Source organism: Salinispora sp. H7-4, assembly GCF_013416675.1.
GTDB classification, from domain to species: Bacteria; Actinomycetota; Actinomycetes; order Mycobacteriales; family Micromonosporaceae; genus Micromonospora; species Micromonospora vitiensis.
Genome location: NZ_JABZED010000051.1, coordinates 91,074 through 103,442 on the forward strand (window position 1 = coordinate 91,074; position 12,369 = coordinate 103,442).

Here is a 12,369-nt window from a genome sequence, read left to right on the forward strand (position 1 = left end):
GGCCCGACATCATCGACCGATGACGACGCGATGGGGCATGACGGTACCGTTGAGCGGCATCCCGCTGGCCGACCACGCCACGGTCTACCGCGCACTCGACCAGGTCGGCTTCACCGACGTCTGGTCGGCCGAGGTGACCGGGGCGGACGCCTTCACACCGCTGGCGCTGGCCGCCGCCTGGGCCCCGCGGCTGCGGCTGGGCACCGCGGTGACACCGGTCTTCACCCGCGGACCGGGGCTGCTCGCGATGAGCGCCGCCGCCCTCGCCGAGACCGCCCCCAATCGGTTCGCCCTCGGCATCGGCGCCTCGTCGCCGGTGATCGTCCGGGACTGGAACGCCGGTGAGTTCAGCGAGCCGTACCGGCGCACCCGCGACGTGCTCCGCTTCCTGCGCGCCGCCCTGGCCGGAAAGACAGTCGACGGAGCGTACGACACCTTCGCCGTCCGGCGCTTCACCCTGGAACGCCCGCCGGCCGTACCCCCGTCGCTGCTGCTCGCCGCGCTGCGCCCCGGCATGCTGCGGCTCGCCGCCGCCGAAGCCGACGGCGTGATCCTCAACTGGCTCGCCGCCACCGACCTACCCCAGGTGCTGGGCGCGCTGGGCCGGGCTCGCCCCGGCTTCGAGGTCGTCGCGCGGATCTTCGTCTGCCCCACCACGGACGCCGGGTACGCCCGCGCGCTGGGCCGCCGGCTCATCACCAGCTACCTGACCGTCCCGGCGTACGCGGAGTTCCACCGCTGGCTGGGGCGCGCCGAGGTCTTCGACCCGATGTGGACGGCCTGGGCCGCGGGAGACCGGCGGGGCGCCGGGGCGGCGGTGCCGGACGAGGTGGTGGACGCGCTCGTCCTGCACGGCAGCCCCCAGGAGTGTCGGGCCCAGGTGCAGCGGTACGCCGCGGCCGGGGTGGACGTCCCCGTACTGGCGCTGCTGCCAACGCCCGAGTTGGCAGCCGGCGACGCGGCGGCACTTCTCGACGTGCTCGCCGGGCTGGGCGGGGGTGAGCTCCGATGAACCTCACCGACCGGGTAGCGGTGATCACCGGCGGGGCCGGGGGGATCGGGTCCGCGCTGGCCCGGCGGTTCGCGGCGGAGGGAGCGGCGGCCGTGGTGGTCGCGGATCTGGACCCCACGGCCGCCCGCGCGGTCGCCGCCGCGGTCGGGCCCGTCGCCCGGCCGGTCGAGGTGGACGTCACCGACGAGGAGCAGGTCCACGCGCTGGTCACCGAGACCGAGCGACGCTACGGGCGGATCGACCTGTTCTGCGCCAACGCTGGCGTGGCTACCGGCGGGGGAGTGGCCGCCCCGGACGCCGACTGGGATCGGGCCTGGCGGGTCAACGTGCTCTCCCACGTCTACACCGCCCGGGCGGTGCTGCCGGCGATGCTCGCCCGCGGTGGCGGGCACCTGCTCATGACCTGCTCGGCCGCGGGTGTGCTGACCGCGGTGGGGGACGCGCCCTACACGGCCACGAAGCATGCGGCGGTCGCCTTCGCCGAGTGGCTGGCCATCACCTACCGAGACCGGGGCATCCGGGTCAGTGCGCTCTGCCCGCAGGGCGTGGCCACCCCGATGCTCACCGGCGGACTGGCCGCGGGGCACCTGGCCGCGCGGGTTGTCACCGCCTCCGGCACGGTACTCACCCCGGACCAGGTGGCCGACGCGGTGATCACCGGGCTCGCCGAGGAACGGTTCCTGATCCTGCCGCACCCGGAGGTCGCCGAGTACGCCCGCCGCCGCGCGGAGGATCCCGACGGCTGGCAGGCCGGGCTGCGTAAACTCGTGCGTCGGCTGACCGGTTCGACAGTCAGGCCCGGGCGCTCCGCCGGCGCCGATCCGCCCGGTCCCGACGCAGCGGACCAGGGTGGACCGGCCACAGCAGACGGCGCCACCAGGGACGGGCCACCCGCAGCGCCGTGACATACGCCCGGGCGATCGCCGCGGCCCGCTCCGCCTGCTGCGCGGTGAGCGTGCCCGGGGCGAAGGCCACCCGGTTGAGCAGGTCCGCCAACTCGGTGACCCCCACCGCCGCGACCGGCGCCGGCTCAGCGTCGGCCCCGCGAGCCTGCGCCAACACCTTGCGCGCCGCCACGGCGACCTCGGTGGCGGCCAGATCACCGCTGGCTGGCTGCCCGGCGAGCCGCAGCGCGTCGGTCACCTCCCGCCAGGCGCCACCCACCCGCTCGCCGGGGGAGCCGCGCGTCAACCGGGCCCGGCTCAGCGCCCGGCGTAAGCACAGCAGCGTCAGCAGCAGCAGCGTCGCCAGGGCCAGCCCAGCCCCGACCGCAACACCCCCGACCAGCAGCACCGACGGTGACCCGCCGGCGGCGTCCGCCGGCCCCACCGGTGCGCCGGAGGCCGGCGGAGTGACCGGCGGCTCCGTGCTCGGCTCCGGCGTCGGCGACGGCGGCTCCTCCGGCGGGGGCCGCAACCCCTCCTCGACCGGCCGGGGCTCGGTGTCCGGTTGGGGCAGCGGATCGAACGGTACCCAGCCCAGCCCGTCGAACAACACCTCCGGCCAGGCGTACGCGTCGCCGGCCCGCACCGGCCCGTCGCCCGACGGCCGGAACCCGACCACCACCCGGGTCGGCAGCCCCACCAGCCGGCCCAGCACCGCGAACGCCGCCGCGAACTGCTCCGACGTTCCCCGCTGCCCGCCCGCGTTGCGCGGGCCGAACAGGAAGAACTCCACATTCGGGTACGCGTGCCCACTCGGGGCGTCCGGAACCAGCCGGTAGTGCTCGGCGAGGAACTGCTCCACCGCGGCAGCCCGTTGGTACGGGGCGCCGGCCGACTCGCTGAGCTGCTCCGCCAACTGGCGCAGCGACTCCGGCACCCCGTCGGCGACCCGCAAGACCCGCGCCACCTCCGCGCCGGCCGGCACCTCCGCCGTGGCCAGCAGGTTGACCTCCGGCCGCTCCCGGGCGGACGTCACCGTGTATCGCAGCCCCGGCGCCAGCCCCTCCGGGTGAATCAGGGTCCCGGTCACCGGGTCGTACGCCACCCGCGCCCCGGTCACCTCCCGCGGGGTGGCGACGGCCGGCAACAACCGTCCGGTCAACTCGGCGACCGTGAGCTCCTGGCGGACCGTCTCGACGCTGCTCCCCGGTGCGGTGTCCGTCGCCGGGAGGATCCGGCCGGCGTTGCGGTACGTCGCGCCGACCTGCCAGGTAACCCCGTCGTAGTCACTGAGTACCGCCAGCCGGATCCGCGCCCCAACACCGGCCGGGTCGGCCACAGCACCGGCCGGGTCGGCCTCGTCGGTGGCGAGGGTCGTCACGTCCAGCAGCTTCTGCTCCGGTTGCAGCGCCCAACCCGAGATGCGGATCAACGGATTCTCGTCCAGCGAGTCCACGCGGGGCGGCTCCACGTACCGGCGCGGGTCAACCGGCCGGCCGCCGATCACGCCGACGAGCGCGGGACCGAGCAGGACCGCCAGTGCCACCACGACCGCCGTGCCGGCCGTGGACGCCCCGACGAGCCGGATCCGCGTCGCCGCGCGGGCCTTCGGCGGCAGTCCCGCCATCCGGTCCGCGGCGGCCGGCCGGCCCCGTCCCGGCAACGCGAGCCCGAGCACCGCCACCGCCACGAAGACCAGCGTCGGCCCGACCGCCGGCTCGGCGTTCGGCCCGACCAGGTAGACGGAGCCCGCGAAGAGCAGCACCGGCGGCAGGTACCCGAGCAGCACCCGACCCGCCCGCAACGTCACCTCACTGGCGGCCAGCCCGGCCAACCAGGCGGCGACCACCGGAACGAGGACCGTGTCCGGCGTCGGCTCCACCGGAATCATGGCGGTCAACAGTCGGGGAATGCCGTTGCGGGCGGCCTCACCCGCGATCTCCACGAGCGGGCCGGGCAGGTCGGCACGATCGGCGGTGAGTCGTAACGACCACAGTGTCCACGCCGCCAGCCCGAGAACCGACAGCGGCGCCACCAGCCACGAGGGCAGCCGCCGACACAGCACCCCCACCAGCACCGAGCCGGTCGCGGCACCGGCAACCAGCAGCGGGAGCAGACCGCCGGCGTACATCCGCCCGAGGATGACCCCGGCCAGCGCCACCAGCACGACCAACACCACCGCCAACGGCAGCTCCGAGGTCAGGAGCGAGCCGGGTGCGGACACCTGTGAAACCCCGCGGCTCCTCCCCGCGGGGAGACCGGCACCGCGTTCGGCCGTCCTCACCACCGTCGCACCCGATCCCACTCGGCGGCGAAGGCAGCCCCGTCCACCGCGTCGATCACCACCAGGCCGGTCGTCGGCGACCGTGCCGGCTCCGCCGCCCCGAAAACCCCGACAACCACCGACGGGTACGCGCCGCGGAGCGCACCGAACCGGCCGAGCGTCTCCCGCCCGCCCGGGCCGGTGAGCGCGATCAGCGTGTCGCCGAGACGATCCCCCCGCAGCCGGGTCAGGGTGGCGTCCAGGGTGTCGGCACCGAGTCCCGCCGCCGCCAGCCGGTCCAGCGGGCCCACCACCCCGGCATCCGGCGCACCCGCCGCGCTGACCTCCCGCTCCGGGCCGATCGCCCCGGCATCCGCCGCGCTGACCTCCTCCGCCGGGGCCACCAGCACCAGCACCACCGGCAGGTCGGCCCGGTAGGCGGCGGTCAGCACCGACGCCGCCGCCTCACACGCCGACTCGAACGACTCCGCCACACCAGCCGACCGCTGCGGATGAGCCACCGCCCGGTTGTCCAGCAACACCACCAGGCGAGGCAGGCTGGTGTCCACGTTCTCCCGGACCATCAGCTCACCCACCCGCGCGCTGGTCCGCCAGTGCACCCGACGTAGCTCGTCCCCGATCACGTACTCCCGCAGTGAGTCGAACGTGATCGAACCGTGCGGGACGGCATCCACCCGGCCGTCCAGGCTGCGCCCCGCCCCGGTGGGCATCACGCTCAGTGGATGGACCCGCGGATGCACCCACACCGGCACCGTCTCGCCGTACGGGCGCGACAACGACACCAGACCCAGCGGGTCCCGCCGGGTCACCCGCAGCGGCCCCACCGGCACCACGCCCCGCCGGGTCGTCGGCACGTCGTACCGGGCCGTGGTGTCCTGCCCCGGCCGCAGCCGCAACACCGGCACCGGCACCGCCACCGGACCACAGTGGTCCTCGGCGACCAGGTTCGCCGACCGGAGCCGGCCACTGTTCTGGACGGTCACCGTCATCGCCGCCGGCTCACCGCGCCCCACCCGGTCCGGCTCGGCTTGACGGACCACCGCCAACCGGGGCCGCCACGCGGCCACAGCCAACGCGTAGCCGCCCGCGGTCGCCCCCGCCGCGCCCAACAACGCCAACTCCGGGTACGCGAACCGGAAGCCCGCCGCCAGCAGGGCGGCGGCAGCGACACCCAACCCGATCCCCCGGGCAGTAACCCCCACCTCAACCGTGGACCGTGGCGGCCTGCCCGGACGGCAGCGGCACCGGCACCGAGGCGATGGCCTGACGCAGCACCTCCGTCGGGGTCACCCCCCGCACCTGCGCCTCCGGGGTGAGCAGCAGTCGATGCGCGAACACGGGCTCCGCGAGCAGCTTCAGATCCTCCGGCATGATCCAACCACGGCCGTCGATCAGCGCGTACGCGCAGGCCGCCCGGGTCAACGCGATCACCCCACGCGGGCTCACCCCCACCCGGACCTGCCGATGGTTCCGGGTCGCCGCGGCGATCCGCACCGCGTACCCGTACAACGGCTCGGCGATGTGCACCCGGCGCGCCATTCGTACCATCTCCTCGACCGTCGCGGTGTCGGTGACCGGGGTCAGCGCCTCGGGAGAACGCGCCGTCGCACCCCGCAGCACCTCCACCTCAACCGCCTCGTCCGGATAGCCGACCGACAACTTCACCAGGAACCGGTCCAACTGCGCCTCCGGCAGCCGGTACGTGCCGTCCATCTCCACCGGGTTCTGCGTCGCCACCACCAGGAACGGTTGCGGAACCGGATGACGCACCCCGTCCACCGTCACCGTGCGCTCCTCCATCACCTCCAGCAGCGCCGACTGGGTCTTCGGCGACGCCCGGTTGATCTCGTCGGCGATGACGATGTTGGCGAAGACCGGCCCCGGATGAAACTCGAACTCCCGACTGGCCTGGTTGTAGATCGTCACCCCGGACACGTCCGACGGCAGCAGGTCCGGGGTGAACTGGATCCGCCGCCACCGACCCTGCACCGTGGCGGCGACCGCCCGGGCCAGCGTCGTCTTGCCGACCCCCGGCACATCCTCCAGCAGCACATGACCCTGCGCGAAGAGCGCGGTCAGCGCCAACCGGACCACCTCCGGCTTGCCCAGGACAACCGCGTTGATGTTCTCGGCCAGTCGGGCGGCGAGGGTGGCGAAGCCCTGCACCTCCGAGGGATTGAGTAGCTCGGGGGAACTCACGCTGGTGCTCCTTGCCTGGCGTCGGTCAGCAGGTTGGCAGAGCGTTGATGTCGTCACCACCGTCGAGGTTCAGCCAGGCCCACGGAATATAGTTGCGCCCCTGGTAGTCGACCTGCACCCACCAGGTGCTCCTCTTGTGTCCGTTGTAGACGAATGCGTACACCTCCTCGCCCGCCCGCCGGCAGTACGCCGTCAACCGCGTGCCCGGCTTGGCCCACCCGACCTGCCGGGGATCCTCCTGCCGCGGCACCGAGAAGATCTCGTTACCGTTGCGGCCGTCCACGTCGGCGTCACAGTATGTCCTCTGGTCCCCGGAGTCGCCGTTTTCGCAGGTCGCCGTCCCGGACAGCACCGTCGTCGACTGCGCCCGGGTCGCGCTGCCCGGGCCGGCCACGTTCGTCGCCGTCACCGTGAACGTGTACGCCGTGCTGGCAGTCAGCCCGGACAACGTGATCCGGGAACACGGGCCGGACCTCGCCGGCTTGCCGCTGGTGCCCAACGTGCAGGTCGCCGCACCGCCGCCCGCGTCCACAGTGAAACTCACCGTCACCGAGGTGGCAGTCGCCGACGAACCGGTCACCGTCACCTTCGGCGCGGCCACCGTCCGCGCGGTAACCGTCACCTCCGGCCCCGGCCCAGCCTCGTTGACCGCCCGCACCCGGACCGTGACCTGCTTCCCGTCACCCAGCCCGCCAATCGTCGTCCGAGTGCCGGTCACCTCGCTCCGCTGACCACCCACGTCCACCCGGTACGCCGTTACCGGCCGGCCATTCGCCACCGCCGGCCCCCACTGCACCGCGACCGTCCCCGGCTGCTCTGCCACCGTCGTGGCCCGTAGCTCCACCGGTTCCCCCGGCGGGGCGAACGGCACCACCGTGTTACTCACCGGCGAGGCCGCCGAACCCGCACCCCTGTCATTGACCGCGACGACCGAGAACGCGTACTGCCGGCCGAACTCCAACTCGCCCGCCGGCACCACCAGCTCCGTCCCGGTCGCCTCCCCGGCCAGGGAGTTCGTGCCGGCCGAGGTGGCCGTCACCACGTACCGGTCGATCGTGTTGCCCTGCCCGTTCGCCGCCGGCCAGCGCACCGCGACCGTCCCGTCCGGGCGCGCCTCGGCGGTCGCGTCCGCCGGCGGATCCGGCACCTCCGCCGTCGGCGTCACCGGGTTACTGGTCCGGGCCGGGCCGTCCCCCTTGGCGTTGACCGCGAACACCGAGAAGGCGTACGTCTCCCCGTTGGTCAGCCCCTTGATCTCCACCGCCCGCTGGTTGGCGCCGACCTCGACCCGCCGCCCACCGCCGGACACCACGTACTTGATGATCTCGGCGCCATTGGCGGCGGCGGCCCGCCAGCTCACCCGGGCCTGGGCGTCCCCGGCCGCCGCGGTGACCGCCTGCGGTGGACCCGGCCGGCTCTCCTTCGGCTTCGGCGGCGGAGGCGGCGGCGGGGGAGCGGGCGGCGGGTCACCGCCCAGCACGTCGTTGGCGTACTTGTCGACCTCCCGCATCCGGTGCCGGTCGTCCACCACCCGGGCGACCGACGCGTCCGGAGCGTTGATGAACAGGTGGTTCTCCCGAACCTCCAGCTCGAGCGGACCAGCCGGTGCGCCGGACATCGAATCGACCAGCCGGCCGGCCTCGTCGAGCACGTACACGGTGCCGGTGGCCTCGTCGGCGCAGTAGAACCGGCCCGCCCAGGACACCGCCGGGCTGAGGTCGCCCCCGTCGCCGGGCACCGTGAAGTTCGTGACCACCCCGTCGGTGACCACGTGCACCTGCCGTTGCGACGGCACCGTCACCGGCACCGCCGACCCGTTGGTCCGGGCGGGCAGCACCGCCGGCGCGGAGGTCACCAGTGGGGTCCGCGTCACATCCCCCGCACGCACCATGACCAGTGAGCCCGCCGTCCGGTCGAGCACCGCCACACCCTCATCGAGAGTGGACACCATCAACTCGTGATGGGGCTCGGTCACGTCGTACGTCTCGATCAGCTCCGGACTCAGGCCCCCCTCGGTGCCGGCCGACGATGACGGCAGCGGCGCGGCGCTGATCGCCGAGACGGTCCCCTCACTCGGCACGGCGATCCACAGTCGGCCCGTACCGTCAAAAGAACCACCCGTTATGCCCGGCGGAAAGCGGACCGACTCGCCGACCGGCGACAGCGACCGCGGATCGAGCTGCCGGACGATGCCCTGCACCGCGTCCACCACGAACGCCGCCTCCTCGTGCAGCACGACGTTCACCCCGAGACCAGGCGTGGTGGGGGAGGTCGCGAGGATCCGCAACGTGGCCAGGTCCAGCGAGCTGACCTGGCCCGTGCTCAGATCCCGCAAGATGAGTAGCCGGTCGGTCTGAGTGACCTGCACCGGATGCTGCTGCGCGCCCGGAACCTCCAGCCGGGTGTCCACCCGCGCCGTCACCCCGTTCACCCGGGCCAACTCACCCCGAGCACTGCTCCACAACCAGGAACTGGCGTCGAAGGTGGCCACCGCGTTGTCGGCGGCGCCCACCCCGAGCACAGTCAGCCCCATCGCGCCCAGCAGCGCCGCCACCGTGGCGATGGTGACCAGCCCACCACGAAACCTGCGACGCGGAGTCGCCCCATCATCGACGGTGGCCACAACCAATTGCCTCCCCGTATCGTGCGAGCAGGTGACGGGTCCGAAGACGGCGGCCCTCCCAGAAGTCGGCCGCCATCATATTTGGCTCTGCAGCGGTAAGGGAACCCGTACCGTTCGTCGGCGCACACGCAGCGTACTGCCCGGCAATCTATCGCTCGCGATTGGTGCACACCTGCCCGGACGTGGTGAACGTCTCCGTCGAATACACCGCCAGCACCGTGAAACAGTAGTCCACCCCGGCACTCAAACCGTTGATCGTGTAGCTGGTCCGCCCCGGCTCCACCCGACCGTTCATCCCCAGCTCCTGCCCCGCCTGGCCGGCAGCCACCACGAACGGAACGGTGCCGTCGGACGGATCCGTCCACGTGAGAGTGACCGAGCTCAGGTCGTCCCGCAAACTCAGGTCCGTCGGCGGCGGCGCACTCGGTACCCCGCTCGGCGTTCCCGCCGCCGACGCCCGCGGCGTCTCCGGCAGTGGAGTGGCCGCCGGATCGCCCCGAAGAAGCACCACCAGTCCCGTGCCGACGATCGCCACCGTGGCCACCCCCGCCGCGGCGAGCACCGCGGCCACCACCGTCCAGTTCCGGTCGCGCCGCTGCGGCTCCCGGGCCGGTGCCGGGTGAGTGGGGACGGTGTGGCGGTGCGGTTGGTGCGCGGCCGGCAGCACACCGACAACCGTGTCGTCCACCATCCGGGGCGGGACCGGCTCGGGTTCACTGGTGGGAACCCCAGGTGCGGGGCGGGCGTCCACAGTGCCGTACGTGGACCGCGCCGGCGTCTGTGCCCTTGCAACGTTCGAGGGCGGCGGCTCGGCTGTCCTGGTCCCCGGATGCCCCAGATGGTGCTCTGGGCTCGACGGGCTCGACGGGCTCGACGGGCTCGACGGGCTCGACGGGCTCGACGGGCTCGACGGGCTCGACGTGCCGTCAGTCAGGCCGGCCCCGTTGAAGTAGGCCCGCGCCGCGCGGACCGACGAATGGTCAGCCCCGAGCGCCGCCGGACCGGCGATCAAGATCCGATGGAGGTTGCGGCGGGCCTCGTGTCGGTTGCCGAGTTCGTCCGCGACGCTCGCCAGCTCGAAGACGAGCACCAGTAACCGGGGATCGGAGTCCGGCCGGAGGCGCTCACCCGCCGCGAGCGCCTCCTCCAACACCCGGCGGGCGGCGCTCGGGTCGCCAGCCTCCCGGTGCAGTCGCGCCAGGAGGTGCGCGGTGTCCAGAACCTCGGGATGATCCGGACCGTACGGTGGCGGATGGGCCGACTCCACGGCGTCGGTGAGGAGTTGACGCGCGCCAGCCAGGTCGCCGGCGTGACGCAGAGCGAGAGCCCGCTGCCGCACCGCGGCCAAGGGGGTGGGCGAGGGATACGACACGTGGTCATGCTGCCGGCCCGACGTGCCCCGACGCTACTGCAACAGCACTCCTGTCCGGTATCGCCGCCCGCCGAGAGCCGATGTGCATGATCCATCTGGGCGGTGTACAGTAACTCCTCGTGCGGCCCTCCGGGTAGCCGACAGGTGAGAAGATCACCTCGGTCCTCGCGGTAGGCTTAGCAAAGCAAGTCCGGGTGGCGGAATGGCAGACGCGCTAGCTTGAGGTGCTAGTGCCCGTATAGGGCGTGGGGGTTCAAGTCCCCCCTCGGACACGTACAGTTACCCCACAGTAATCAGCGTCGGGCTTGGCCTCGACGCTGATTTTGTTTTGGCCGGGGTTGTAGGTGAGGGTGAGCCGTAGCTCGCGGTAGACGGTGCGTTTGTCCTCGCTGCGGGCGTCGCGCAGGGTGTTGCGGATGTTGTCGAAGCTGCCGACGAGGCGTCGGATGTCGTTCTCGGTGAGGTGGTCAGGAGCCTGTTTCTGTGCGGTTGCGGTGTCGCGTTGGGCGAGGGCAGTGGCGCGCTGGGCGTTGACCTCGGCGATCCAGGTGGCGATGGTGGTGGCGTCGCCTCCAGCGTCTGCGATGGCGCGGTACTGGAGGAGTTTGGCGTCGCACGCAGCGATGATCTTGTTGGCAGCGGTGATATTCGGGGTGGCGGTGTCGGGTTCGGTGTGGGGTTGGGCGGCGTGGAGCCGGCGGATCGTGTCGGTGAGTCGGTGCGGGGCGAACACGGTGAGGAGCCAGTTGTCGAGTGCGGGGACGATGTCTCGTTCTGCGACGTAGATGTTGCGGGGGTGCTGGATGTGGTTGGCCAGGGCGTACTCGTTGGGGTAGCGGCATCGGTAGTAGGCGGTCTCGTGTGCCTGGTGGCTCTGCATTTTGCGTCCGCACAGCCCGCAGAGCATGAGTCCGCGAAGGATGTAGGGGTAGCGCGCTTTACGTGGTTGGGTGCTGGTGCGGCCGCTGCCGCTGGCGTTCATGATCGTTTGGGTCAGTTCGAAGTCGTTGACGGTGACGAGTGGTGGGTGGGCGATCGTGTCGGACCATACCCACGAGTTCTTGTCGTTCCAGCGCATGCGGGTTTCGTAGCCGAGGGCGACGTCGTTGACGTCGAGGAGTACCTCGTCCTTGCGTTGTTTGTTCCATACCTGGCGGCCGGTGTAGCGGGGGTTGGACAGGATGTTTTTGACGGCGCTTTTGGCCCAGCCTTCGCCGGTGCGGTGGGGGTTGCGGGCGGGGTCGGCGGCTGATGGTGAGGCGATGCCGTCGCGGGTAAGTGCCTCGGCGATGGCGAAGTAGCCGTTGTTGGCGAGGTACATGGCGAAGATTCGGCGTACGACGGGTGCGGTTGTCGGGTCGGGTTCGAGCTTGTGTAGGCGGCGGCCGTCGGCGGCTTTGCTTGGGTTGGGGTGTGGTCCGGCGTCGGCGAGGCGGTATCCGTAGGGTGGGCGTCCGCCGAGGAACCTGCCTTCGATTTTCGCCTGGGAGGTCATTGCGGTGCGGACGCGGACTTTCACCCGAGTTCGTTCGCCTTTGGACATGCCGCCGAAGACGCTCATGATCAGGTCGTGGGCTTCGGACTCGGGGTCGATCGCGCCGCCGACTTCCGGCACCCACAGGCCGACGCCGTAGTGCGAGAAAACGGGCATGGTCAGGCTGTACTGGTTGCCGTAGAAGGCGCGTTGGGGCTCACCGATCACGACGGCGTCGAAACCGCGGTTAGGGTCGGCGAGAACGTCGAGAAGCTTGGCGGCCTGGGGCCGGCGCTTCCACGGCAGGGAGCGGGACAGGCCGACGTCGAAGAATTCGGCGACGATGATGCCGCTGGCCGGTTCGATGAGGCCGGTGGCGCGGTTGCGCTGCCAGTTCCTAGAGGCTACAGGGTCCTGTTGGTCCTCGGTGGAAACGCGGCCGTAAAACGCGAACCGTTGATGTTCGTGGTCAGCGAGGGTGGCAGTCGCATCTTCGATGCGAGGTACGTCGGTGGTCACGA

At 72.1% G+C, this 12,369-nt stretch carries 8 protein-coding genes and 1 tRNA gene; 3 read left to right on the forward strand and 6 right to left on the reverse strand.

Features of this window, described 5'->3' with window-relative positions; all coding sequences use genetic code 11:
• The first annotated feature begins 37 nt into the window (after nt 1-37).
• Together H0524_RS20450 and H0524_RS20455 are read left to right on the forward strand one after the other, a co-directional pair.
• Nucleotides 38-1,012, forward strand: coding sequence for an LLM class F420-dependent oxidoreductase (locus H0524_RS20450; protein ID WP_180200151.1), 975 nt, complete (start codon nt 38-40; stop codon nt 1,010-1,012).
• Entirely contained in the window at nt 1,009-1,917 is a 909-nt protein-coding gene (locus tag H0524_RS20455; protein ID WP_180200090.1) for an SDR family oxidoreductase, read from the forward strand. Before H0524_RS20450 ends, H0524_RS20455 begins: the two co-directional genes overlap by 4 nt.
• Here the strand turns inward: H0524_RS20455 and H0524_RS20460 are convergent.
• The 5 genes from H0524_RS20460 to H0524_RS20480 all read right to left on the reverse strand — a co-directional run bounded on the left by H0524_RS20460 (nt 1,805) and on the right by H0524_RS20480 (nt 10,350).
• Nucleotides 1,805-4,201: a transglutaminase domain-containing protein gene (locus tag H0524_RS20460; protein WP_180200091.1), complete on the reverse strand. Its 2,397-nt coding sequence runs from the start codon at nt 4,199-4,201 to the stop codon at nt 1,805-1,807. The genes H0524_RS20455 and H0524_RS20460 overlap by 113 nt on opposite strands.
• A complete protein-coding gene (locus H0524_RS20465; RefSeq protein WP_180200092.1) occupies nt 4,177-5,382 on the reverse strand; it encodes a DUF58 domain-containing protein in 1,206 nt (401 codons plus the stop codon). The genes H0524_RS20460 and H0524_RS20465 overlap by 25 nt, the downstream gene beginning before the upstream one ends.
• A 1-nt stretch (nt 5,383) precedes the next feature.
• Nucleotides 5,384-6,379, reverse strand: coding sequence for a MoxR family ATPase (locus tag H0524_RS20470; RefSeq protein ID WP_180200093.1), 996 nt, complete (start codon nt 6,377-6,379; stop codon nt 5,384-5,386).
• A 25-nt stretch (nt 6,380-6,404) separates the two neighbouring features.
• Entirely contained in the window at nt 6,405-9,002 is a 2,598-nt protein-coding gene (locus tag H0524_RS20475) for a fibronectin type III domain-containing protein (RefSeq protein WP_180200094.1), read from the reverse strand.
• Nucleotides 9,003-9,150: 148 nt separating this feature from the next.
• Nucleotides 9,151-10,350, reverse strand: a complete 1,200-nt coding sequence (locus H0524_RS20480; RefSeq protein ID WP_180200152.1) for a fibronectin type III domain-containing protein — start codon at nt 10,348-10,350, stop codon at nt 9,151-9,153.
• A 212-nt stretch (nt 10,351-10,562) separates the two neighbouring features.
• Here H0524_RS20480 and H0524_RS20485 point away from each other — a divergent pair.
• Nucleotides 10,563-10,646: transfer RNA gene (locus H0524_RS20485), tRNA-Leu, on the forward strand.
• On the opposite strand, the gene H0524_RS20490 is transcribed toward H0524_RS20485, so the two are convergent.
• On the reverse strand, nt 10,628-12,367 hold the full coding sequence (locus H0524_RS20490) for a recombinase family protein (RefSeq protein ID WP_180200095.1): 1,740 nt from the start codon (nt 12,365-12,367) through the stop codon (nt 10,628-10,630). The genes H0524_RS20485 and H0524_RS20490 overlap by 19 nt on opposite strands.
• Between the last annotated feature and the right edge of the window lie 2 nt (nt 12,368-12,369).